Source organism: Duodenibacillus massiliensis, from assembly GCF_928721995.1.
Lineage (GTDB): Bacteria > Pseudomonadota > Gammaproteobacteria > Burkholderiales > Burkholderiaceae_F > Duodenibacillus > Duodenibacillus massiliensis.
Window position 1 is genome coordinate 611660 of sequence record NZ_OV788642.1, and the last position, 24162, is coordinate 635821.

The 24162-nt window shown below is 57.7% G+C and carries 23 protein-coding genes; 12 read left to right on the forward strand and 11 right to left on the reverse strand.

The window, feature by feature from the left end:
* Position 1: 1 nt before the first annotated feature.
* The 5 genes from NXF97_RS02690 (at position 2) to NXF97_RS02710 (ending at position 3972) form a co-directional block, all read left to right on the forward strand.
* Positions 2–790 carry a TonB family protein gene (locus NXF97_RS02690; RefSeq protein WP_274956384.1) on the forward strand — a complete coding sequence of 263 codons (789 nt, stop codon included), beginning with the start codon at positions 2–4 and terminating at the stop codon, positions 788–790.
* A gap of 34 nt (positions 791–824) precedes the next feature.
* Positions 825–1229 (forward strand): metal-dependent transcriptional regulator, encoded by a 405-nt coding sequence (locus NXF97_RS02695; protein WP_274956385.1) that lies wholly within the window; start codon positions 825–827, stop codon positions 1227–1229.
* Positions 1229–2149 (forward strand): ABC transporter ATP-binding protein, encoded by a 921-nt coding sequence (locus tag NXF97_RS02700; protein ID WP_274956386.1) that lies wholly within the window; start codon positions 1229–1231, stop codon positions 2147–2149. Before NXF97_RS02695 ends, NXF97_RS02700 begins: the two co-directional genes overlap by 1 nt.
* Before the next feature lies 1 nt (position 2150).
* Entirely contained in the window at positions 2151–2948 is a 798-nt protein-coding gene (locus NXF97_RS02705) for an ABC transporter permease (RefSeq protein WP_074009977.1), read from the forward strand.
* A 79-nt stretch (positions 2949–3027) separates the two neighbouring features.
* A complete protein-coding gene (locus NXF97_RS02710; RefSeq protein WP_274956387.1) occupies positions 3028–3972 on the forward strand; it encodes a DMT family transporter in 945 nt (314 codons plus the stop codon).
* Positions 3973–4132: 160 nt separating this feature from the next.
* Here the strand turns inward: NXF97_RS02710 and fabF are convergent, their stop codons facing one another.
* The 5 genes from fabF to NXF97_RS02735 all read right to left on the reverse strand — a co-directional run bounded on the left by fabF (position 4133) and on the right by NXF97_RS02735 (position 8599).
* Positions 4133–5368, reverse strand: a complete 1236-nt coding sequence (gene fabF / locus NXF97_RS02715; protein ID WP_274956388.1) for a beta-ketoacyl-ACP synthase II — start codon at positions 5366–5368, stop codon at positions 4133–4135.
* Between the two features lie 149 nt (positions 5369–5517).
* Positions 5518–5757 carry an acyl carrier protein gene (gene acpP, locus NXF97_RS02720; protein WP_074009976.1) on the reverse strand — a complete coding sequence of 80 codons (240 nt, stop codon included), beginning with the start codon at positions 5755–5757 and terminating at the stop codon, positions 5518–5520.
* 110 nt (positions 5758–5867) lie between these two features.
* Positions 5868–6617 carry a 3-oxoacyl-ACP reductase FabG gene (fabG, locus tag NXF97_RS02725; protein WP_274956389.1) on the reverse strand — a complete coding sequence of 250 codons (750 nt, stop codon included), beginning with the start codon at positions 6615–6617 and terminating at the stop codon, positions 5868–5870.
* A gap of 31 nt (positions 6618–6648) precedes the next feature.
* The gene (gene fabD / locus NXF97_RS02730; protein ID WP_274956390.1) at positions 6649–7587 is read right to left on the reverse strand and encodes an ACP S-malonyltransferase; all 939 of its coding nucleotides are present in this window, start codon (positions 7585–7587) and stop codon (positions 6649–6651) included.
* Between the two features lie 25 nt (positions 7588–7612).
* Positions 7613–8599, reverse strand: a complete 987-nt coding sequence (locus tag NXF97_RS02735) for a beta-ketoacyl-ACP synthase III (RefSeq protein WP_274956391.1) — start codon at positions 8597–8599, stop codon at positions 7613–7615.
* Positions 8600–9014: 415 nt separating this feature from the next.
* Here NXF97_RS02735 and NXF97_RS02740 point away from each other — a divergent pair, with 415 nt between their 5' ends.
* Complete coding sequence (locus NXF97_RS02740) at positions 9015–10310, forward strand: nitronate monooxygenase (protein ID WP_274956392.1); 1296 nt, start codon at positions 9015–9017, stop codon at positions 10308–10310.
* A gap of 295 nt (positions 10311–10605) precedes the next feature.
* On the opposite strand, the gene rpmF is transcribed toward NXF97_RS02740, so the two are convergent.
* On the reverse strand, positions 10606–10791 hold the full coding sequence (gene rpmF, locus NXF97_RS02745; RefSeq protein WP_022373313.1) for a 50S ribosomal protein L32: 186 nt from the start codon (positions 10789–10791) through the stop codon (positions 10606–10608).
* Positions 10792–11044: 253 nt separating this feature from the next.
* Between rpmF and NXF97_RS02750 the strand changes: the two genes are divergently transcribed.
* Positions 11045–12103 (forward strand): hypothetical protein, encoded by a 1059-nt coding sequence (locus NXF97_RS02750; protein ID WP_274956393.1) that lies wholly within the window; start codon positions 11045–11047, stop codon positions 12101–12103.
* Positions 12104–12228: 125 nt separating this feature from the next.
* Complete coding sequence (locus NXF97_RS02755; protein ID WP_274956394.1) at positions 12229–13128, forward strand: DUF2156 domain-containing protein; 900 nt, start codon at positions 12229–12231, stop codon at positions 13126–13128.
* A gap of 83 nt (positions 13129–13211) precedes the next feature.
* On the opposite strand, the gene NXF97_RS02760 is transcribed toward NXF97_RS02755, so the two are convergent.
* Positions 13212–13724: a YceD family protein gene (locus tag NXF97_RS02760; RefSeq protein ID WP_274956395.1), complete on the reverse strand. Its 513-nt coding sequence runs from the start codon at positions 13722–13724 to the stop codon at positions 13212–13214.
* Positions 13725–13774: 50 nt separating this feature from the next.
* Here NXF97_RS02760 and NXF97_RS02765 point away from each other — a divergent pair, with 50 nt between their 5' ends.
* Together NXF97_RS02765 and NXF97_RS02770 are read left to right on the forward strand one after the other, a co-directional pair.
* On the forward strand, positions 13775–14374 hold the full coding sequence (locus tag NXF97_RS02765) for a Maf family protein (protein WP_274956396.1): 600 nt from the start codon (positions 13775–13777) through the stop codon (positions 14372–14374).
* Between the two features lie 13 nt (positions 14375–14387).
* Complete coding sequence (locus tag NXF97_RS02770) at positions 14388–15128, forward strand: SAM-dependent methyltransferase (protein WP_274956397.1); 741 nt, start codon at positions 14388–14390, stop codon at positions 15126–15128.
* A gap of 75 nt (positions 15129–15203) precedes the next feature.
* Here the strand turns inward: NXF97_RS02770 and NXF97_RS02775 are convergent, their stop codons facing one another.
* Positions 15204–16001, reverse strand: a complete 798-nt coding sequence (locus tag NXF97_RS02775) for a peptidylprolyl isomerase (protein WP_274956398.1) — start codon at positions 15999–16001, stop codon at positions 15204–15206.
* 218 nt (positions 16002–16219) lie between these two features.
* Here NXF97_RS02775 and NXF97_RS02780 point away from each other — a divergent pair, with 218 nt between their 5' ends.
* Entirely contained in the window at positions 16220–17650 is a 1431-nt protein-coding gene (locus tag NXF97_RS02780) for an ATP-binding protein (RefSeq protein ID WP_274956399.1), read from the forward strand.
* A gap of 12 nt (positions 17651–17662) precedes the next feature.
* Here NXF97_RS02780 and NXF97_RS02785 read toward each other — a convergent pair whose 3' ends face one another.
* Genes NXF97_RS02785 through NXF97_RS02795 form a run of 3 tightly spaced genes read right to left on the reverse strand, consistent with a single transcriptional unit; the run spans position 17663 to position 20062 of the window.
* Positions 17663–18244 (reverse strand): NAD(P)H-dependent oxidoreductase, encoded by a 582-nt coding sequence (locus tag NXF97_RS02785; protein ID WP_274956400.1) that lies wholly within the window; start codon positions 18242–18244, stop codon positions 17663–17665.
* A 52-nt stretch (positions 18245–18296) separates the two neighbouring features.
* On the reverse strand, positions 18297–19007 hold the full coding sequence (locus NXF97_RS02790) for an HAD family hydrolase (protein WP_274956401.1): 711 nt from the start codon (positions 19005–19007) through the stop codon (positions 18297–18299).
* Entirely contained in the window at positions 19004–20062 is a 1059-nt protein-coding gene (locus tag NXF97_RS02795) for an RluA family pseudouridine synthase (protein ID WP_274956402.1), read from the reverse strand. The genes NXF97_RS02790 and NXF97_RS02795 overlap by 4 nt, the downstream gene beginning before the upstream one ends.
* 1001 nt (positions 20063–21063) lie before the next feature.
* Between NXF97_RS02795 and NXF97_RS02800 the strand changes: the two genes are divergently transcribed.
* Positions 21064–24096 carry an Rne/Rng family ribonuclease gene (locus NXF97_RS02800; protein WP_423767312.1) on the forward strand — a complete coding sequence of 1011 codons (3033 nt, stop codon included), beginning with the start codon at positions 21064–21066 and terminating at the stop codon, positions 24094–24096.
* Positions 24097–24162: the final 66 nt, after the last annotated feature.

Genomic DNA, 24162 nt, shown 5'->3' on the forward strand with positions numbered 1-24162 from the left:
GATGGCAGGGGGCAGTAAGGAAATTCTCAGGGCAACGCGGCTCACACGCACCGTAGTGGGCGCGGTGGGGCTGTTATTCGTTGCCGCCGTGCTTTTACGGTTTGCGGAAAAAGCGATTGCCGTGCCGGAACTCACCAAGGGGATTTTCAAAGAGGAAACGACAGTCACCATAGAAATGGTCCCCGCGCCCGTCAAAGAAACAATCATTGAACATACGGCAGAGAAAAGCGACTTTACGATTGCCGCAAAGCCCACGCCCGTCAAACCCGTTGAAGCGGCTCCTGCGCCCGAGGTGAAACCCGTGGAGCCCGAACCCGCCGTTAAACCGAAGCCCGTACCCAAAAAGGCGGCCGAGGCCCGGAAACGAGTAAAGCCCGTCAGTCCCAAAGTTAAGCCTCAGGCCCCTGCTGCCGTCGAAAAAACGGTGCCGGCCGAAGCGCAAACCGGTGCCGGCAAAGGGGCATCAGCCGTTGCCGTGAACCCGGAAAAAGCCGGCAATTCCGCCCAGGAGCGCTCCAAGGCGCTTGCCGTCATTGTTGCGGTCATTAACGAACACAAACGCTATCCGCGGCGCGCCCGCCAGACGGGCACTGAAGGTGAGGTGCTTCTCACCGTCAACATCGACGCCGCCGGCACCGTGACGGCTGTCACGGTTAAAAAGCCGCATGCGTCGGTACTGCTTAACCGTGCGGCACGAAAAGCCGCGGACGCTTTAATCGGCATGAAACTCGCGGTCACGGAAGCGCTTAACGTTGACGTGCCGGTGGTCTTCACCCTTTCAGGCAGTTAGACTTTCGTAAAAAGAAAAAACACGGGAGAACACCATGGCGGAAAAACCACTCACCCCGGTGCAGGAAGACTATCTTGCGGTCATCTTTGAAGAGCAGTCGGCAAAGGGAACGGCGCGCGGCTGCTCGATCGTGCAGCAAAAGGGCGTCACGCGCGGCACGGTGGCCGCAACACTGCGCTCAATGAAGGAAGCGGGACTCGTCACCTACCAGCCCTACGGCCCCATTACGCTCACGGAGCCAGGGTTAAGGCACGCACGACGCATCTGTGCCCGGCGCCGCATCATTGAAGACTTTTTCACGCAGTCAATGATGCTTAATCCTGATGAAGCCCGGGAGCTAGCCCGCGAAATTGCACGCACGACCGACGATGAAGTCATTCACCGTTTTCAGAAACTCTCCGCCTTTCTCGCCGCAAAAGGCACGGATATCTTTAAGTAATGTCCAACGTTTTACCGAATGCCCTGAGCGTTCAGAACCTCACAAAAACCTATCACCGCAAAGGGCACGACACGCACGCCCTGGAGGGCGTCTCCTTTAAGGTGCAGCAGGGCGAACTCTTCGGCCTGCTGGGCCCGAACGGCGCCGGCAAGTCCACCCTGATCGGCATTCTCGGGGGCCTTGTCACGCCCGACGCAGGCACGATTGAGGCGCTCGGCATGAATGTCATCACCGATGCGCGGCGCGCCAAAATGGCGGTCGGGATCGTCCCGCAGGAAATCACCTTTGATCCCTTCTTTACCGTCCGCGAGATTTTGCGGCAGCAAAGCGGCTACTACGGCCTGAGAAACAACGACGCCTGGATTGAGGAACTCATTGAGAGCCTCGGACTCACGGAAAAAATCAACGACAAGGTCTCCCGCCTCTCGGGCGGCATGAAGCGGCGCGTTCTGATCGCGCAGGCGCTCGTGCATAAGCCGCCCGTGATTGTGCTTGATGAACCGACGGCGGGCGTTGACGTGGAATTACGGCACAAGCTCTGGGACCTCATGCGCCGCTTTAACGCCGAAGGCCACACCATTATTCTTACGACGCACTACCTTGAGGAAGCGCAGGCCCTCTGTGAACGGATTGCCCTTTTAAGTCACGGGAAACTTGCGGCCTTGGATACCACCCGAAATCTTCTCACCCGCTTTTCCGGTGACCGGGTGCGCTTCCGGCTGCTTGAGGGGACGCTTCCTGAGACCGAAGGCACGCCCTTTTCCGCCGCGGGCGAAAACGTCTTTACGGCCTCAGCGCCTGACGCTGACGCCCTGCGCCGGATTCTGAACCGGCTCCACGATGCCGGCTGCCGCATTACTGACATTGAGACGGGACCGGCAAGCCTTGAAGAAGTTTTCCTGCGCCTCACGCACGACTGACATGACACAAAAGACCTTTCCCAAGCCACAACCCTATCACGCAGGCGCCGCCTTTCTCACGCTGTTTGAAAAAGAAGTGCTGCGGTTCCGGAAAATCGCCCTGCAGACGGTGCTTGCACCCGTCATCATGGGCGTGATGTACCTCGCGGTTTTCGGGGAACTCCTTGACGACAAGATGGCCACGTTTGAGGGCGTTACCTACACGCAGTTTTTGGTGCCGGGCCTGGTCATGATGTCGCTTCTTCAAAACAGTTTCGCCAACAGCGCTTCGTCGCTGTTGCAGTCAAAGATCATGGGAAGCCTCGTTTTTATTGAGCTTCCGCCTTTTTCAGGTCTTCAGCTTGCCGCGGCATTTATCGGGGCCTCGGTTGTGCGCGGGCTCGTTGTGGGTATCGGCGTTTTTATCGCCACGTTCTTCTGGGGGCGTCCGATGATTTTGTCCCCGTTATGGGTTTTGGCCTTTGCGGTTTTAGGGGCCGTTCTCATGGCAAGCCTCGGCGTGATCTGCGGACTCTGGGCCGATAAGTACGACCAGCTCGGCGCCTTTCAGAGTTTCGTGCTGATGCCGCTAACCTTTCTATCGGGCGTTTTTTATTCCGTCAAGAGCCTGCCGCCCGTCTGGGAAACCGCTTCGCGCTTTAATCCCTTCTTTTATATGACGGACGGCTTTCGCTACGGCTTTTTCGGGCAAAGCGACTTTAATGCCTGGGTGAGCCTCACCGTGCTTGCTGCCGCGGCTGTCGTTGCGGCTGCAATTGCCGCTCGGCTTTTCGTGATCGGCTACAAGCTCAGGAAATAGTCTGACGCAGCGCAAAAAAAAAGCCCCTTTTCGGGCATAAGCACCGGCGATACAATCTAAAGATACTTTGGAGAAACGCATGCAGTCGCTTTGGATGGTTGTCGCCGCCGTTTTTTACGCGGTCTACGGTGTGTGCATTAAGTTTGCGAGCCTTGAAGGAATTGGCGCCTGGGAAGTGCTCTTTTACCGGTCGTTTTTCGGGCTCGTGGTCTTTTTCATCATGATGCACCGCGAAGGCACCTCAATGCGCACGCAGCACCCGTGGGCGCATGCCGTGCGGTCTCTGGCGGGCGTGGCCGCCATTGTGGCGGGGATTTATTCGCTCTCGCACCTCAACCTCGGCCTTGCGATGACGCTCAATTACACAGCTCCCCTCTTTTTGGGAACCTTTGTCGTCATCTGGTCGCTGCTGCATCACTCCCACATCAACTGGGGCTTGATGGCCAGCCTTGCCGCGGGCTTTGCGGGCGTTGTCATTCTGCTCGGGCCCACCATCCGGCCGGACGAATATTTTGCCGCGGGCGTCGGCATCGCCGCGGGCGGCTTCACGGCGCTGGCCACGGGCTTTGTGAAGCGCCTCGGAAGCTACCATGAGCCGCTTTCGCGCATCATCTTTTTCCTGATGCTTGCAGGAAGCGTCTGCGGCCTCTCGGCCATTCCCTTCACGGGCGGCTTTCACGCGTGGACTGCCACGGGTGCCGCAAGCATTCTCGCTTTCTGCGTCTGCGCGACCCTCGGACAGCTCACGCTCACGATGGCCTTTTCCCGCGGCAACATGGTGCTCTCAGGCGCCCTGCAGTACACCGTCATTCTCTTTTCCACGCTCATGGGTGTTCTTATCTTCGGAGATGACGTAAGCTTTACCAGCGCCGTCGGCATGGTGACGATTGTGGTCTCGGGCATTGCCGCAAGCCTTCTCACCAAGCGCACCGAAGGGCACATCAAGGCGATCAAAAAGCTTAAGGACATTGAGGCCAAAAGCGCTGGCGCGGCCTCAGTCCCGGATGCGAGCGGCAAGCGCTGACCAGGCTCTGCTGCCGCCGTCACGGCTATCAGCGGCAGCACAAAGATAAGAGCCTTTGCCAGACCAAAGTGCTGTGCGAGAAACCCGAAGACCGGGGCAGCAAAAACCCGCCTGAGAGCTTTCCTCCCGGCGGGCTTTTTTTCGGCTTAAAGCCGAGCGGTTATTTCAGCTTTTTGAAGATTACCGTGGCGTTTGTGCCGCCGAAACCGAAGTTATTCTTCATGGCGGCGTTGATCACCGCCTTTTCCGGTTTACCGGCGCACACCCGGACCTTACATTCCGGATCCTGGTTTTCGAGGTTAATGGTCGGCGGCACCGTGTCGGTTTCAATGGCCTTCACGGTAAAGACCGATTCAAGGCCGCCTGCGCCCCCGAGAAGGTGCCCCGTGGCGCCCTTGGTGGAACTCACCCACATGTGCTCGGTGTGCTCGCCGAAGACCTCACGGATCGCCTTACATTCGTTGATGTCGCCGATCGGGGTGGACGTACCGTGTGCGTTCACGTACATAACGTCTTCGGGCTTCATCTCAGCGTGCCCCAAAGCCATCTTCATGCTGCGCACGGGGCCGTCGGTGGACGGGGTCGTGATGTGGCCTGCGTCACCGGAAAGTCCGTAACCCGCGATTTCACAGTAGATCTTTGCTCCGCGGGCCTTGGCGTGTTCGTACTCTTCAAGCACGAGAACACCGGCACCCTCGCCCATCACAAAGCCGTCGCGGCCCGTGTCAAAGGGGCGCGAGGCATGCTTGGGATCGTCGTTGCGGCGCGACAGCGCATGCATGACGTCAAAGCCGGCAATACCGTCAGGGCAGATCGAGCCTTCGCAGCCGCCCGCGACCATCACGTCTGCGTCGCCGCGGCGGATGATCCAGGAAGCTTCACCGATCGCGTGCAGGCCGGAAGCACAGGCCGTCACCGTTGTGAGGTTCGGGCCCTTGAGGTTTCTTAAAATCGAGAGTTCACCGCCCGCGAGGTTGATGATGGAGCCCGGAATCATAAAGGGCGACACACGGCGCGGACCACGCTCAAGAAGCGTGCCGTAGTTCTTGCAGAGCATGTCAAGCCCGCCGATACCGGCGCTCAGAATGACGCCTGCGCGTTCAGCGGCGGGATCGCCCTGCTCGAACTTAAGCCCCGCATCGTCCAACGCTTCCATGCCGGCCGCGCACCCGAAAGCGATAAAGCGGTCAAAGCGGCGGGCTTCTTTGGCGGGCAAATACTGTGCCGCATCAAAGTTTTTGACTTCACCGCCAATCTGGCAGCCGTAATTTTCCACGTCAAAAAGCGTGATGCGGTCAATGCCGCAGGCCCCTTCAAGGAGCGCATTCCAGGAGGTGTCCACATCATTGCCCAGGGGGCTGACCAGTCCCAGACCGGTCACTACAACACGACGCATAACGGATTAATCCTTATGTTTTAAGGCGCCCGCGGTAGGAACACACGCTTTCAGCGGGCACAAAAAAGGGCCTGAAATCTGAGGCCCTTCGGAGAACTTTTCACGGGTCGCGGCTCAGTCTGAGGCTGCGGACCCGTGACGCTCAGACATCAGGCCTTGACGTTGGCCTTGATGAAGTCGATCGCCTGCTGAACAGTGCGCAGGTTTTCCTGCTGTTCGTCGGGGATCTGAACCTTAAAGGCATCTTCAAGAGCCATCACCAGTTCGACCGTGTCGAGGCTGTCAGCGCCGAGGTCTTCGATGAAGGAAGCCTCGTTCTTGATGTCGGCTTCGTTCTTGCCGAGCTGTTCAGCGATGATCTTCTTGACCTTTTGTTCCAAATCGTCCATTTAAAGTCTCCGGGGAGGTAATTCTGGTAATACTGAAAAAATTCGGTACGAGGGCGAATGTCTGCCGCCCCGTAAGCGCGTTATTTTATCAGGGATGAGCGCGCGAAGCACTACCCCATGAAGAGTCCGCCGTTGACCGGCAAAACCGCGCCGGTTACATAGCCCGCAAGATCTGAGGCCAAAAAGAGGACCGCTCCCGCGATATCATCCGTTTGCCCTAAGCGCTTTGCAGGGATACGGTCTGAGAGCGCTTTTCGGGTCTCTTCGGGCAGGGCTTTGGTCATATCCGTTTCGATAAAGCCCGGGGTGATGCAGTTGACGGTAATGCCGCGGGAAGCGACTTCCTGCGCAACCGACTTACTCATGCCGATGATGCCGGCTTTGGCGGCAGCGTAATTGGCCTGCCCTGCATTACCCATCTGAGCCACCACCGAACTCATGTTGATGATGCGGCCGTAACGGGCCTTAATCATGGGGCGCAGGCACGCGCGCGTCATTGTAAAGACCGAGGTAAGGTTGGTGGCAATCACCGTGTCCCAGTCCTCGTCGCTTAAACGCATCGCGAGCATGTCGCGGGTGATGCCCGCGTTGTTGACAAGAATATCGATGCGGCCGAATTCGGTCACAACAGCGTTGACGGCTTCGGCGCAGGCTGCGCGGTCCGTGACATTTAAGACAATGCCGCGGCCCTTTTCTCCCAAAGCCGCCGAGACAGCCTCTGCCCCCTTTTCAGAGGTTGCGGTGCCCACCACAAAAGCACCGGCTTCGGTGAGTTTTTTTGCCACTGCGGCACCGATGCCGCGGCTTGCGCCCGTTACGAGCGCCACGCGCCCGGCAAAAGCATCTGCATTGATAAGCATTCTTCGTGTTCCTTACAAAAAAATCTGTGTCTTAAGCTCGGAAACCGTCTTTTTCCAGAAGCGCGGCAATGGCGTCAACCGAGGAAATATTGGCCGTTTCAATCGTTGGATCAACGCGGCGGATAAGGCCCGTCAGAACCTTGCCCGGGCCGCACTCAACGACATGCGTCACACCCATTGCCTTCATCGCGTGCACGGTCTTTACCCACTGCACGGGGCTGGCGGCCTGGCGTGCGAGCACCGTACGGATATCATCGGGCGCCGTATGTACGGCCGCGTCCACGTTGGCAATCACGTCAAAGGCCGGGGTCTTCACTTCAACCTCAGAAAGACGAACGCCCAGCTTTTCGGCAGCACCCGCCAAAAGCTTTGAATGGAAGGGCCCGGAGACGGCCAAAGGCAAAGCACGCTTGGCGCCCGCCGCCTTACATTTTTCACAGGCGCGCGCCACCGCCGCGGTGTTGCCGGCAATCACGACCTGCCCCGGGGAATTGAAGTTCACGGGTTCAACCACTTCACCTTCGGCAGCTTCGGCGCAGGCCTTTTCCACGGCTTCATCCGTAAGACCAATGATCGCGGCCATGCCGCCCACCCCGACGGGCACCGCCGACTGCATGGCTTCGGCTCGGAAACGCACGAGTTTTACGGCTTCTTCAAGCGTAAAGGTGCCCGCGGCCAAAAGCGCCGTGTATTCACCGAGACTGTGCCCCGCGGCAACAGCGGGCTTAACGCCGCCCGCGGCAAGCCACGCGCTGTAAAGCGCGTAAGAAACGGACAGCACGGCGGGCTGGGTGTTTACGGTGAGGTTCAGTTTCTCCGCAGGGCCTTCTGCAATGAGCCCCGAGAGGCTCTCGCCGAGAGCGGCGTCGGCGGTTTTCATCACGGCCGCAGCCGCTGCGTTGTCGGCAAAGCCTGCGGCCATCCCCACGGCCTGACTTCCCTGTCCGGGAAAAACAAAAGCGATTTTCATGTTGACTCCCAAATTTTTTTGTTCTTTACCAGCGCACGAGGACGCTGCCCCAGGTCATGCCGGCACCGACCCCCTGCAGCAGGACCGTGTCACCGGATTTCACGCGGCCTGCTTTAACGGCTTCATCAAGCGCCAAGGGCACGGACGCCGCCGACGTATTGCCGTGATGCGCCACGGTAAGCACTGTTTTTTCGAGCGGAATTCCGAGCTTTTCCCCCACCATCGAAATGATGCGGCTGTTGGCCTGATGCGGCACCCAGACAGTGATATCAGCTGATTTAAGACCGGCCATCGCGCAGACTTCTTGAGCAGACGCCGCAAGCGAACTCACCGCAAGCTTAAAAACCTGCTGTCCGTTCATGCGGATATAGGGGTTGCCGGTCACAGCACCCCCCGCGATGTGTGCATCAAGCCCGAGTGTGTCGGCTCCGAACGTTCCGTCGGCGTGCATGCGGTGCGCGAGGATCCCGGGCGCGTCAGAGGCTTCAAGCACCACCGCAGCCGCCCCGTCACCGAAAAGCACACAGGTTGAACGGTCTTCCCAATTCACAACGCGCGAAAGGGTTTCGGCGCCGATCACCAGGGCCCGCTTATAGCTTCCTGCGCGGATCAAACCGTCAGCGGTTCCAAGCGCATACACAAAACCGGAACAGACCGCCTGCACGTCAAAAGCAGCCGAGCCGCGGCAACCCAAAGCAGCCTGCACGCGGCAGGCCGTGGAAGGAAAGACCGCGTCGGGCGTCGTTGTTGCGACGATGATGAGGTCCACCGTATCCGCTGCAGCGCCCGCGGCAGTCAAAGCATTTTTTGCCGCTGCCACAGCAAGCGTTGTGGTGGTTTCCGTCCCGGACGCAATGCGCCGAGCGCAGATCCCCGTGCGGGTGCGGATCCATTCGTCGTTTGTCTCAATACCCTTGAGGGCGAGTTCACGCGCCAGTTCGTCATTGGTGACGCTTTTTACGGGCAGCGCACTCCCGGTGCCCGTAATGCGTGAGTAAACAGTCAAAGCCATGGATAGTTTGTTCTCAGATTCCGTTTGTCCGCCGTGGCCAATTTCAGCCCGCGGACGTGAATCTGATGATCTTAACAAAGAGCGGGATCGTTGTGAGCCGTCCGAAAGGACGACAAAAGCGCGGATGTCCGACGGCCAAAAGAAATATCTGCCTCTTCGCGCCTGTGTGCGTTTACACAAAAATCAGGCTTTGCGCATCAGGGTGAATCCCCTCATCCGTGAAGCTGAAAAACGGATTTTTCTGAAAGTAAGTTCAAGCCTCAGAACCCCCCTGAGGCCGTGAGCGGTGCGGCCCCGCGGGAATCGTCCCGACGGCTGATTCGTATTAACCCCAAAGTCAGGCAGGACATTTTGTCCCCCGTGCGTTGCAAAACTGCGGTAAACGAAAACGTATTCCCCCGGAGGAACCAAGACTATGCCGCTTAATTCGGCCCGTATGAATGACTACCGCCTTGTGCTCGGAGACAAAGAACTCAAACCGATCATGGTGGGAGGCATGGGCGTGAATATCTCCACCCGCGAGCTTGCGCTTGAAGCCGCACGCCTGGGAGGCGTGGGCCATATTTCAGACGCTCTCACCGCCGACGTGAGCGACCGCCTTTTCGGCACGCACTTCGTAAAGGATAAAGCAAAGCGCTGCGCGCCCTTTTCTGGTCTGGCTCCGAAAACAGACATGGAATTTGTGCCGGAAGAAATCGAGCGCGCGACGCACCTGTGCGTTGAAGACGTGATGAACCGCAAAACCGGTGACGGTCTTGTCTTCATCAACTGCATGGAAAAGCTCACGATGAACGACAGCTTTAAAACGCTGCCGCACCGTTTAAACGCAGCGCTTGACGCGGGCATTGACGGCATCAGCCTCTCGGCGGGCCTGCATATTTCTTCCTTTGCCATGATGGCTGAGAATAAGCGCTTTAGGCACGCCAAACTCGGGATTGTGGTTTCAAGCGTCCGTGCCCTCAACATTTTCCTGAAAAAATCCTCCCGTACCGGACGGCTTCCCGACTTTGTGGTGGTGGAAGGCCCCTTGGCGGGCGGCCACCTCGGTTTCGGCTTTGACTGGGAGGCGTACAGTCTGCAGAAAATCACGGCTGAAGTGATCGCCTTTCTCAAGGAAAACCTCCTTGAAATCCCGGTGATTGCCGGAGGCGGCGTTTTCACCGGCACCGACGGCGTGGAACTCATGCAGCTCGGTGCCTCAGGCATTCAGGTTGCAACGCGCTTTGCAGTCACGCGGGAAGCGGGACTTCCTCACAAGGTGAAGCAGGCCTACTTTAATTCCGAAAAAGACGGCATTGAGGTTAACGGCATTTCGCCTACGGGCTACCCGATGCGGATGCTTAAGATTTCACCTGCCATCGCCTCCAACGTCAAACCGCAGTGTGAAGCCTACGGCTACCTGCTCGATAAGGGCGACTGTGCCTACCTTGCCGCCTACCGTGAAGCGGTAGAGTCAGGCATCAAAAACCCCGTGATTGAGGGCAAGACCTGCCTTTGCTACCAAATGAAGCAGTACCGCGTCTACACGTGCGGAGCGCTTGCCTGGAGGCTCAGGGAAACCACCGTGAAACTGCCCGACGGCACGTGGTACGAGCCCCCGGCCGCTCACGTCTTTAACGACTATCTGATGAGCACAAACGGCGAAATTGCACTGCCCGTGCCGCCCGCACCGGAGGCTGCGCCCGCGGAAACCTGCGCACTGGCCGCATAAGGTTTCTCTCTCCCGGGCCTGTGGCGCCCGGGATTATTTCAGGGCAAAGAAAAAGGCAGATTCTCCTGCAGGAACACACCTCCTGCGCGAGAAATCTGCCTTTTTGCTGACCGTCCGACAGCGAATGCGGTCGAGACCGGCAAATTCAGTTTTTTCTGCTGAAACCTGCAGCAGAGTGTCTGTCCTTTCCCGCTCTCTCCCGCGACCGGGCCGTGGGATCCCTCGGTACATGAGCCGCTCTGAAGTGCTTCACCTCAGAGCGCTGCTGCACTCTGTATCGGACGGACGTAAAACCTTACTCAGCGTCGCCCTTGGTGGCGATCACTTTCTTGCCGCGGTAGAAACCGGTCGGGCTGATGTGGTGACGACGATGGACTTCACCGGTCGTCGCTTCAACAGCGGTCGGCGGGTTGGTCAGAAAGTCGTGTGCACGATGATTGCCGCGCTTGGCGACGGACTTCTTATTTTGCTGAACAGCCATTTTTATACCCCACGAGGGAAAACTTGAAAGCGCGCCATTATACGCAAAATGACGCGGCTTTGCTACGGTCCGGAAACAATTTTTTGTGTTTTCTCAGAGCCATAACCCGTATGCGTTGTGCTTTAAGGCAAAGCCCGCCGCAGCTTTCCGCATCTTAACCCAAGGCAAGAAAAGTCCGGACATCCGAAAAAAATCAGTCCGTCGACTACAATCCCAAGTTACTGCAGAACTGTTTGAAGACGGGCTCAGAATAATGACAACGCTTCTTGAGTACAACTCAATAAAGCTCACGGACAAGGGACTCACGCTCTCGGTAAGCCGCCCGTCCGGACAGGAAACCTGGGAGCTTGACAACGTCAACAAGGTCGCTCAGGCCATACGTCTTTACGGCGTGATCGGTTCGGGCGCCATCGCGGGAACCGCTCTAGCGGGGCTTGCTCTTGAAGCCAACAACCAGAGACGCGCCCCGAGCGCCGACTTTTTCAGTTACGCGCTTGAAGAAGCCTTTCTGATCCTTCAGGCCACGTGCCCGGCCTCAGCCTCGCTTGCAGCGGCACTCTCTTATATGCGTCTTGCGAGCAAACGCTTAAAGGAAGAGCACCTTACGATTGATGAGCAGGCTCAGGGGCTTCTTGCGGCCGCCAAAACGTACTGCGACCATATTGTGGCCTCTGAAGAGAAGGTTGCAGGAAATCTCCTGCCCTTGATCGGCGAAGATGCCGTCATTTTGCTTACCGCGGGCTGCAGCTCAAAAAGCGCGCTCGGCAAAAGCCCGATTCTCATGGCCGTGGAAAAAGCCCGCAGACAGGGCGCAAACGCCGAAGTCGTGATTCTTGAGTCACAGTACGTTCCGGGCCGCATCCGCATGGCCGTGCAGGAACTGCAGATCCGCAATATTCCTTTTTCGGTGATTGCCGATACGGCAGTGAACTACACCATCAAAACGCGCCGCATAACGGCCGCCATGCTCCCGGTTTTGCGGATTACGCGGCGCGGTGACGCCGTGGGCTACACCGGAAGCTCGTTCTGCGCGCTTGCCGCAAGCCACGCCGGTATCCCCGTCTACACCGTCGGGACCAACAACGTCTGTGATCCGGACTCCCCGGAAGTCGACAAGCTCCCTTTGCAGGAAGCCGAGATGATGGACGCGCCGCAAAAAGGCGAAATCCGCGTCTTTCGTCCGGTCTTTGATCTCATTGACGCGGGGACCGTCACCGCTTATGCGACGGAATGCCCCACCTACCGCGCAAAAAGCGCAGCCTCCACGGCCGAATGGGTGGAAGCGGTCAAACTCAAGGCCGCCCGCTTTTAAGCGTTTTCCCATACATTCCGGCAATCGGGCCCGCAGTCTTTGCGGACTCTTTTGTCTGCCTTCAGTTTTTTCGCGGGCATTTTGTTTTAAAGTCTGCTTCCTTTTGAAAGATTTGTCTGCTCCCGATGTTTGAAACCTCCTTTTCGCCCGTCACGGCTGAAAGCGCCGAAACGCTTTTGTCCGCCTACCCGGCCTTCGGCAGCGGCGACTGCAATCTCACCGCCGTATCACTGATTTCCCGCGCTGCCGCGCGCAAAGCAAGTTTTGCCGTGATTGAGGGAATTCCCGTCGTGCGCTGGCATCCGACGGGAGAAGAAGCGGCCTATGCCGTTCCTGCCTGCGCAGAAAAAATGAAGCCTGTTCTGGAGCATCTCTCGGAAGAAGCGCGGCTTCGGTGTGAGGCGCTTTACATCACGGGTGTGGTCGATGACCTTGTCGCCAACCTCACGACTCATCTGCCCGCGGTGAGCTTTCGCCTGGAATCATCCAACGACTACTGGGATTACATCTACGACCGGGAGGCCTTCGTAACGCTTGCCGGCAGAAAATTAAACGGCAAACGCAACTTTGCCCGGCGTTTCCGTGCCGCGCATCCGCAGGCAACACTTGAGCCGCTCACCCCCGCCCATGTTCCCGCCGTAAGAGACTTTCTCACTGGCTGGTACGCCGAACACGACAGTAATGCGGGTCTGACCGAAGAATGCGAAGCGATTTCGATTGTTCTGGCGAACCTCACGGCACTTAACGTCACGGGCAGGGTCTTAACCGATGCGGGGCGCGTGCTCGGGTTTACCTACGGCGCCGAATGCGCGCCCGGACTATTTGCTGTTCACATTGAAAAAGCCGCGCGAGATGTTGCGGGCGCTTATCCGGTGCTCGCCCAGGAGTTCGCAAAGAGCCTTCCCGAGCACATCACGGAACTTAACCGCGAAGAGGATCTCGGGATTCCGGGCTTACGCAAAGCCAAGACCGACTGGGCGGTGAAGCGCTTCATCCGCAAATGCCGCATCTGTGTGGATCTCTGAGCGGCATTCTCGTGATTATTTCTGTCATCAATTTGTAGCCGAGACTTCGTAATTTTTTCTCAACGAAAACCTTCAGGACGTTCTCAGCGCCTTTTCAGCGAGGCAAGCACGGCAAAGGGATTGGTTTTCTGCTGCGTTTCCCCGGTCTCTTTGGTCTGCAGCTTTTCGCGGTCGGGTTCACAGGCCGGATGCTGCGGAAATGCAGGCAGCGACAAAATGAGTTCTTCCTCAACCCAGCCCACCGGATCAAAGTGCGTGCTTCCGACGACAATGTCGTAGTCACCATCCTCTTCAATCGGAAGCGCATCGGCTTCTGCTTCTGTCTTTGTAAAAAGAAAGGGCAGCTCCTTTTCAATCTCAATCTCACAGGCTTTGCCGCAGCGCACGCACTGCGTGACAAGCACGGCCTTAATAAAAAGGCGCGCGGCCGCAAGCCCCCTGACGCCGGCTTCCCCGACAGCCTTCCAGTGCACGGAAGCCTCCCGGGTTTCTCCTTCCAATGCACTTTCAAGCTGCGGCATATCCGTTAGCGTTGCCTCCCCCTCGATCGTGCGGCGTGTGCGGGAGAGTTCAAAAATATCGACGGTACGGGACATAGTTCTTCTCAGGAAATCTCGCAGTGCCTGCCTTTAAAATAGCGGGCACTATGGCAAACATTCCTCTGATTTTAGCGAGCTCATCGCGCTACCGCCGTGAGCTTTTGGACCGTCTCGGGCTCGCCTATACCTGTGTGAGCCCCGAGGTTGATGAAACCCCTTTGGCCGGTGAATCCCCGGTACAGCTTTGCGCGCGGCTTGCGCGGCTTAAAGCCGAGGCCGTGGCAAAAACCAATCCTCACGCCGTTGTGATAGGGTCCGACCAGGTCTGTGACTTGGACGGCCAGGCCCTCGGCAAACCCCACACGTTTGAAAAAGCCGTGGCGCAGTTAATGAGTATGCAGGGTAAGCGCGTCGTGTTTCACACGGCCGTATGTGTGCTCTCCCCAGTCTTGCCGCCGCAGGAAACGATCAGCGACACGGTGATCACGATGCGGGCTCTCACCGAAGAGACCGTGCGCGACTATGTTGAACGGGAAAAACCCTTTGACTGCGCCGGAAGCGCCAAGATTGAGCGTCTCGGCATCGCGCTCATGGAATCGGTCTCAAGTGATGATCCCACGTCGCTTATTGGGCTCCCTCTGATGCGCGTCACCACAATGCTCACCCTCGCGGGCATTCCCCCGGTCAAGGGACTCACCGTCAATTAAGGACACGGGCATCATGGCTGCGACTCTTTATCTTCTGCCCAACCGGATTGCGGAAACCGAACCCGAAGCCGTACTCCCGGCGCAGACGCTCTCGGTACTCAGAAACTGCCGGCGGTTTCTTGCGGAAAACGCGCGTTCCGCGCGCCGGTTTCTGAAGGCTGCGGGCCACCCCGGTCCCATTGATACGCTTGAAATCATTGAAATCGGGCATGAGCCCGATGCCGGGCAGTTTGATGCGTGGCTTGCCCCCATGACAAAAGTTGGCGCCTCAGATACCGCTGTTGTAAGTGAATCCGGGTGCCCCGCGGTTGCCGACCCCGGTGCCGGGATCGTTCGCCGCGCTTCGCTGCTCGGCATTCCCGTCAAGCCCCTCGTGGGCCCCTGCTCCATGCTTTTGACGCTCATGGCAAGCGGCATGAACGGGCAGCGCTTCCGGTTTCTCGGGTATCTGCCGATTGAACGCGAAGAGCGCGATGCGGCGATCCGCAGTATCGAAGCCGAAAGCCGCAGGCTCGGTGAAACCGAACTTTTCATCGAGACGCCCTACCGCAACACGAAGATGCTCAAAGCCCTTGCGGAATCGCTCTGTCCCGAAACGCTCATTACGGCGGCAACCGACGTGACCGGAAGCGGTGAATCGATTGTCACAAAGACCGCTCTTGAGTGGAAAAAAGCGCTTCCCGAACTGCCGAAGCTGCCCACGGTCTTTGCCGTGATGGTGCAGATGAAAACCGGCGGGCGCAGACACCGTTAATTTTTGCGTGCAAAGAAAAAGCGGCGCCGGACTTTTTACGTTCCTCCGCCGCTTTTTTGTTGTTTCGGTCAGTCGTTACTTAATCTTTGCGCTTTTCACCACGTCTTCCACAAACTGATTGAGCTTTTGCTGCATCAGCACCTGCTCAATTTCAGCCTTCTTTTCCTCAAACTTCGGGAAAAGCTCAGCCTTACGCGTGCCTTCAACACGGATGATGTGCCAGCCGCCCGCCGACTTCAGGGGCTTATCGGCCGTTTCACCTTTCTTCAGTTTTGTGATCACGCTGCGGAAGTCTTCGGTAAAGACCGACGGAGACTGCCAGCCGAGGTCACCCCCGATCGCCGCCGTGTCTTCGTCAATCGAATACTTATCGGCAAGCGCCTTAAAGTCACCGCCCTTTTTAAGCTGCGCAAGAATGTCCTGCGCTTCTTTTTCCGTCTTCACCATGATGTGACGGATGTTGTATTCGGTATTGCCCCAGAAGGCCTTGTCCTTTTCGTAGACCGCACGCATTTCCTTTTCGGTGACCGGGTTTTTCTTCATCCAGTCAGCCATCGCGGCGTTGTAAAGGACGTAGTCGGCCGTGGTCCGCAGATCGGCCTTTACGTCCTTATCCTTGTCAAGACCGTTTTTCTTTGCGTACTGCGCGACGGCCGTCACGCGGATCAGCCAATCCCGCACCTGGCCCTCGAGATGCTCATTGGGCTTTACGTCAGGGGTGTGGCTGCCGGCAATCACCTGCTGCGCCTGGCGCTCCTGGATATCTTTGGAGATCACCTGACCGTTGACGGTAAAGTCCTTGAATTCGGCGTGGGCACCGGCCGCAGCAACGGCGGCAGCGGCAGCAATGACGGCAGCTTGAATAAAACGCATGAAGACCTCTCGGTAAATTGTTGTTTTGGGCGGAGACCGGCCCCGCCGTCGGGTTTTCGCAGTGTATCGCAGGTCGTACACAAATTTCGACGGTAGTTACAAAAGTGTTTTACAAGCTGTAGCCCACAGGCAAAAATGCAGTAAAATTATCCAAAAGATAATAGCAACTCTATAATATTATCTAAAGAATAATTATTTAAATAATTATTATCTCGAAAATGATTATCTCACCACATCTTCGTTTTATCGGGCGAAAAAATGAACTTCAGGCATTAGAAACAGCCTACCAATCCGAACATTCTGAGCTGGTAGTCATCTATGGCCGCCGAAGATTGGGAAAAACTTGGTTGCTTCGAAAATTTGCCTCTGACAAAAAAGGAATTTTATTTTTTAGCTCTACAGAGAGAGACGAAGTACAACTGAGGGACTTCAGCCGCGCCGTGATAAATGCCGGAGCCCCGGGAGGAGACGTTGTCGACACTTTTGCTTCCTGGAAAGTCGCTTTTGAGCAATTTTCCCGCATACCGGAAAAGGGCAAAAAGCTACTGATCATTGACGAATTTCCATACATACTCCAGCAAAATCCAGCGCTTGCCTCAATCCTGCAGCACACATGGGATCACGTGCTGCAAAACAGCAATGTCATGATCATTCTGTGCGGCAGCGCCGTGTCCTTTATTGAAAAGGAGATTCTCGCTGAAAAAAGTCCTCTGTTTGGCAGGGCGACAAGAGTACTGCGCGTAGATCCGATGCCCTTTGCGGATGCCCAGAAGTTCGTTCACGGATACTCGCCCGCAGACAAAGTTGCAACATATGCAATAGCCGGAGGATCTCCTCTGTCTCTGAGCTACTTCAATGATGCCGTCCCTTTGGGCGATAACGTCATAGCCAATACATTGACGTCCTATGCACCGCTTTCTGAGTTGCCTCTGCAGACACTTCAGCAGGAATGCAGGGAACCCTTTAACTACCTTCAGATCCTTAAAGTCGTGGCCTTAGGCGCCTCCAAACCCAATGAGATCGCCGCTAAAGCCGGTATCGCTCCGACGTCAATCAACAGGTATCTGGAAATTCTGACGGACATGGGATTCATCCAAAAAGAGTACAGCATTAATACCGGCATCAAAGAAACAGCCAATATCCAGCGTGGTCTGATCCGTCTGACGGACAATTTCACTGGCTTTTGGTTCAGCTGCGTTCTCCCGAATGAAGAGCTAATCAACTACGGTGCAGGTACCCAGGTTTGGCAGGAACATATCGTCGATCACCTGAATGAAATTTGCTCGTTTCCCTTTGAGGCAATTTGCCGTGAACTGTTGATGCGGCTCAACGCCAAAGGGAAGCTTCCTTTTTTATGTAACCGCGTTGGTCGCTTATTCACAAAAGACAACACGGTAATTGATATCGCCGCTGCAGAAATCAACGGCAATGGAATGCTGCTGGGCGAATGCAAATACCGCAATTCACCAATGACGACAGGAGACTTCTACAAGTTGGTACAAAAAGCCGAACACCTCGGCATCCGACCCTCTGCGTATTACCTCTTTTCAAAATCCGGCTTCGCGCCTGCACTGGTGCTTGACGCCAAGAACCAGGACGTGCCCGTCGAGGTTTGGACACTTGAAGATATTGTTCAGGCGTTAAGCTGAGCCGCACCCGGGTTAAGCGCCGTAAACGGTCTTAAGATGCGCCTTAAAGCGTTCCATATCCGCTTCGATCGTGGGATGCTTGAAGACGTCGTTCACCATAAAGGACGGGTGTTTCTGCATCCCGATGAAAGCCATCGTTTTGTGGAAAGGCATAAAGAGCCCGTCAAGGCCCCGGCCTTCAAAGAACTGCTTCGGATCCTCAAAGGCTTCAAGCGGCGCGTTCCATGTCGTGCTCAGCAGATAGGTCTTCTCTTTTAAGAAGCCGCCCGTACCGTACTTCGCCTCAGGATCGTCGCGATGCCGCCCGTCTCCGCCGCAAAGCTTGGGATTCACGAAGACGAGGTCCTGATACTTCTTAAGCTGCCACGGAATGTACATCCACCAGCCCGGCACCTGAAAGATCACCGAGTCAGCGGCGGCGATCTTTTCAGCCTCCGCCTGCGGGTCAAACTCCCGGTCCACCGTGGTCACATCCACCGTGTGCCCCAGACCCTCAAGCGTTTCTTTGGCAAGTGCCGCAAAGGCGTGCGAGAGCGTGCCGCCCTTACCATAGTTGGTGCAGCCGGCGTCCACAATCAGAATTTTCTTTCCCATATCAATCTCCGTCTGTCTTCTGTTTTTTCGTCAGAAGACTTGTTTTTTCGTCTCAGTTATCCGACTTTTGATGCTTTTTAAGGAGCTTTTCCGTCAAAATGTCGTCAACCCCAAGAATCTTGGCGAGTTCATCGACATTGTCGGCCAATCCCAGCGACGGCACCTGCATCAGGTCCTTCCGGCTTCCGGCGCCGTAGGTGACGCCCACCGCATCACAGTGCGCCTTTTTCGCCATCAGCAGATCAAAGCCGGTATCACCGATCATGACCATCCGTTCACAGGGAACGCCCGTCTCGATTGAGAGTTCCTCGAGCATATCAGGAGCAGGTTTGGAGGCGCACTCATCGGCCGTGCGTGTGGCTTCAAAAAGGCTGCCGATCCCGGTCTTTTTAAAGACCCGGTCGAGTCCCGCGCGGCTTTTGCCGGTTGCCACGGCCATTCTGAGGCCGTTTTCGTGCATTCCGGTCAGAAGTTCAGAAAGATGAGGAAACAGTAGGACATCGGCTTCGCGCACAAGGTACCAGTCCTTATAAGCCTGCTGAAAGCGTCCCCAGTCTTTTTCGGGCAACTCCGGGCAGATCACCTGCATCGTTTCGGAAAATCCGAGACCGATGGTGGACTTTGCCTTTTCAAAGGTCACCGGTGTGAGGCCGAGCTTTTCAACAGCCTGCTGCAGCCCCAGGGCAATAAGCCCCGTCGTATCCATGATCGTGCCGTCCCAGTCCCAGACAAAGAGGTCCCAGCGGCGTTCTTTTGCTGTCATTTTGCGTCCTTTACGCGGCCGCGGGCTCTCAACGCAGCCAAAAGTGCTTCACATTCCGCAGGAAGCGGTGCGGTGATTGTTACCGGGCTTCCGGTGACGGGATGGATAAACTGCAGGCGCAAGGCGTGCAGGAAAAGCCTCGCAAACCGTACGCCGAGACTTCCCTTTTTCACGGCGTCATTAAATGCATAATCGCCGTACTTATCGTCGCCCACGAGCGGATGACCGGTACTTAACGCATGAACGCGAATCTGGTGCGTGCGTCCGGTTTTCAGTTCCGCATCGAGAAACGACACGTCCCCGAAGCGTTCAATCAGCGTGAAAATCGTGTGGGCAGAAAGCCCCTCGACCTCATCAACCTTCACGCGCCGCTCGCCGCTCGGCAGAACGTAACGCGCGAGCGGTGCCTTTACATGCTGCCGGTCGTTGACCCAGTCGCCCTGCACGAGAAGCCGGTAATGTTTTTCAACCTTCCCTTCGCGCTGCATTTCATGAAGCCGCACCAGTGCTTTGCGGGTCTTGCAGACGATCAGAGCCCCCGAGGTGTCGCGGTCGAGCCGGTGCGCGAGTTCCAAAAAAGGCGCCGCCGGGCGGCTTGCCCTCAGCCGCTCAATGAGACCGAAGGCCACGCCCGAGCCCCCGTGGGCGGCAAGCCCCGAGGGTTTGTTGACGACAAGAAGATGTTCGTCCTCAAAAAGTACCGGAAGCTCGGCCTCCCGGATAACGGGCGCGGTTTTGACGTCACCGGTTCTCTGCGCGGTTTTAAGGGGCGGCACCCGAACGATGTCGCCTAAGGCAAGACGCGCTTTTTCATCGGTACGGCCTTTGTTGAGCCGTACTTCACCCGAGCGGATCACACGGTAAATATGGCTTTTGGGAACGCCCTTGGCGATTTTGAGCAGAAAATTGTCGAGCCTTTGGCCTTCGGCGGACGCATCAATCTCAATAAAGCGCACGGCGTCGCAGGAAAGCGACTGCGCGGCCGCAGCCTTTACGGTCTCGCGCTGCGCGGTCTTTTTTGCCGTCAAAACCTCAGCATCTTGTCGGGAAATCATCGGTTGAACTCTATATACTGTCGCCTGCGTCCGTTGGCGACGCCGTGAAAAATCGGTCAGCACACTGTCTGACGGATTTATTGCGACGCGTCCGGAAGCGGATTTTCGAAGGTGTCCGGCCATTTTAGCCGAGCCACCGGAGCCGAAAAAGCCGATTTTTTGCGTTTTCGGCAACTCCGCACGGGGACCGATACTGCCGCACGGCGTTGCGGCAAGTCGCAGTTTCTGCGGAGCCTGTAACAGTTTTTTTGACCGTTCGGCGGCCCGTTGTCCGGCCGCTGCGCGTTACTGCCGGCACCCTGTACCGGCCCGATTCCGGCTCTGTTCGGCTCGCCTGATGAAGAATCAGGCTTGAGCTGACGCGTCCGGAAGAAGGGATCCTCAGGCGTCTGCCCGGAAACGCACAGCGCGGCAGCGGAACCCGTCCGGACTCCTTGCGGCGGTTTGTGCGCATCTCACGCACGCTCTGCCGGGTTTTGTTTTGAGTAAGAACGTGTCGGCCAAAGAGTGGATTCTTTTCGCGCTTGCTGCTCTCGGACTTCTTCCAAGGGAAGAACGCCCGGGCTTTGCGCGCACCCCGTCCGACACAGAAATGATCACCGTTTTAGCCTCTGTTCCTGTGAGGGATCGAGCTGCCGCAGCCGGGGTTTTCAGGCCCCTTGCGCGCCTTTGGCCGCAGCTGCGGATGTACTTTGACAGCGTGCTCTCCCCAAGGAGCTGCCTCGGTTTAACGAGGGGCTCGACACAGACAGACTCACTGCGGCTAATGCGTCCGGACGGAAGGCCTGCGCCTTCATCCCCTCATTTCCCTGACTGTCGTCTGCAGCCTCTCTGAAGCGAGAGCTGCCGCACGGCGTGCGTTCTTACCCGATTCAAAATTCCCCGGCAGCGTGTGAGTACCCGGTCAGACATTTATCGTCTGACGGGCTCTGAGTTGCTGCGCTTTCGTGCGCAAGGCGACAACACGCCGCCCGCGTCAGTGGCGGCCCGGGAGAATGAAATTGAAGCGCATGCTATTTAACGCAACCCACGCCGAGGAAACCCGCGTCGGGATTGTGGACGGCCAGAAGTTAATCGACATCGACATCGAAAGCGCAGGCCGCGAACAGCGTAAATCCAACATCTACAAAGGCATCATTACCCGCATCGAGCCCTCGCTTGAAGCCTGCTTCGTTGACTACGGCGAAGAACGCCACGGGTTCCTCCCCTTTAAGGAAGTTTCCCGCAGCTACTTTAAGGAAGGCGTGGATGTTCGCACGGCCACGATCCGTGAAGCCCTCAGCGAAGGGCAGGAGCTCATCGTTCAGGTCGAAAAAGAAGAGCGCGGCAACAAGGGCGCGGCTCTTACGACCTTTATCAGCCTTGCGGGCCGCTATCTGGTCCTGATGCCCAACAACCCGCGCGGAGGCGGTGTGAGCCGCCGCATTGAGGGCGAAGAGCGTCAGGAACTTCGTGCTGCCATGGAGCAGCTTGATCTGCCCGCAGGCATGAGCACGATCGCCCGCACGGCAGGCATCGGCCGCACTGTGGAAGAACTGCAGTGGGACCTCAATTACCTTCTGAAACTCTGGAGCGCGATCAGCGAAGCCGCCACGCCCCAGTACGAATGGGTGACCACGGAAAAAGGCCGCACGGTGACGCACTACATCACCGAAAGCGTCAAGGACGGCAAGCCCTTAAAGCGCGCCAACCCCGCCCCCTTCCTCATCGTTGAGGAAAGCAACCTCGTCATCCGCGCAATCCGCGACTACTTCCAGCCCGATATCGGCGAAATCCTCGTTGATACCGACGAAATCTACGATCAGGCGCGCCAGTTCATGGCGCACGTGATGCCCGACATGGTGGGGCGCGTGAAGCGCTACCGTGAAGAAACGCCCCTTTTCTCGCGTTTCCAGATTGAGCATCAGATCGAAACGGCTTACTCCCGTACGGTGCCCCTGCCCTCGGGCGGCGCCATCGTGATCGACCACACCGAAGCTCTCGTTGCCGTGGACGTCAACTCCGCCCGCGCCACACGCGGTTCCGACATTGAAGAAACAGCTCTGAAGACGAACCTGGAAGCGGCTGAAGAAGTCGCCCGCCAGATGCGCCTCAGAGACTTAGGCGGCCTTATCGTGATCGACTTCATCGACATGGAAGACCCCAAGAACCAGCGCGAAATCGAGCAGTGCCTGCGTGACGCGATCCGTCCGGACCGTGCCCGCGTGCAGATCGGCCGCATCAGCCGGTTCGGTCTGATGGAGCTTTCCCGCCAGAGACTGAGACCGTCTCTTTCCGAAGGCCACCACATCACCTGCCCGCGCTGCAACGGCGTGGGCGTCATCCGCGACACCGAAAGCTGCGCACTGCAGGTTCTCCGGATTCTGCAGGAGGAGGCCACGAAAGAAGGCACGGGGGCGCTGCACGCTCAGGTGCCCGTTGATGTCGCCACCTACCTCTTAAACGAAAAACGTGCAGAGGTGAGCAAGCTTGAAGCCCGCTACCGTGTGCCCGTGGTGCTCATCCCCAACACGATGCTTGAAACGCCGCACTACCACATTGAGCGCCTGAGAACCGACGACGAACGACTTGAAGATTCGGTGGCAAGCTACAACCGCGCCGAAGACCTCACGACCGTTGCCGACGACCCGTATGCCCTGAAGTCTGATGAGGACAAGCCCGCACGTCCGCGTCAGGTGCCGGTTATCAAGAACATCCTTCCCACGGATGTGGCGCCTGTGCACGAAAAGGCGCCGGAGGCGGCAAAGACCGAAGAAAAGGGGTTCTTTGCCTCCATCGTTTCCGCAATTTCCTCCATTTTCGGCGGCAAGTCCGAAGAAAAGAAGGAAGAAGAAAAGAAACCGGCTGAAAAGAAGGGGCGCCGTGACGACCGCAACCGCCGCGGCCGCACGCAGGAGCGCCGTCAGGGACGCGGGGAACGTGCTGAACGTACCGACCGCCGTCAGGACAAGGACGAACGCTCTGAAAAGAGTGACGAGGCCCGCACCAACCGCGGCCGCCGCAACGACCGCCGCCGTGACGATCAGGCCCGTCAGGCCCTGCAGAGCCGTGAGGCGCAAAAGCCCGCGGAAACCACGCAGGGTGCCGCGGACGATGCCGCCCGTGACGCCGTGACGGAAGAACGCCGCAGCCGCCGCACGCGCCGTCCGCGCCGTGAGGAACCGACGGATACCGCAGAACAGACGCCGGCCGTGGCGCCCGCAGCTGCTGCTTCTGAGGCTGCACCGGCAGCTGTTACGCCCGAAACACCGGCTGCTTCTGCTGAAGCTGCCGCCGCGGAAGAAAAACCGGCCCGTACGCCGCGTCCGCGCCGCCAGAGCCGCAAGGTGCAGGCAGCTGCCGAAGACACGCCGTTTCAGGCACCGGAAGCGCTTTCTGAAACGCCTGCCGCAGAGCCCGTGGCCGATGTTGACGACATCAATGCCGCCTTCACCGAGGCGCGTCACGCTGACCGTCACGGTCCTTCGCCCGTGCTCCCCGCTGACGTCATGAATGCGCTTGACGCGGAAGTGGGTCTCAAACCCGCTGACGCCGAAGACAGTGAGACGGCCGCCACGGATGCGCCGGAAGGTGACAGTGAGCAGATGATCGAAAGCGACAGCCGCCGCCGTCGTCCCCGCCGTCGCCGCCGTCCCACCAAGACCTCCGAAGGCGTACAGGTGATGTCGGACGCGCCCGCTACTGAAGCGCCTGCTGCCGCCGAAGCCCGGGAAACCGTCAAGACCGAAATGCTGAACCAGGTTGAAACGCAGGCTCCCGCCGCCGAAACAAAGGCTGAGGAAGTGAAGACCGAATCCGCTGAGGCTGCTGCACCCGCGGCAGGCGAACCCGCGCCCGCCGCGCACGACATCAGCGAAGGGCTCGAGGAAAACCTCGCCAAGGCCGGCCTTACCCAGGTCCAGACCGATGCAAGCCTTGCCGAGCCCTACTCCTACGTTGCGGTGAAGTACCCGGGCCGTCCTCGCCCCGTGGTTGAAGCCGTGGTTGAGGAGCACCTCGAGCAGGTTCACACCGATCCGAAGTACATGGCCTAAAGCCCGCTTGCAATAACGGCAAAAGCCGGCAGACTGTTTAAGCAATCTGCCGGCTTTTTCTTAACC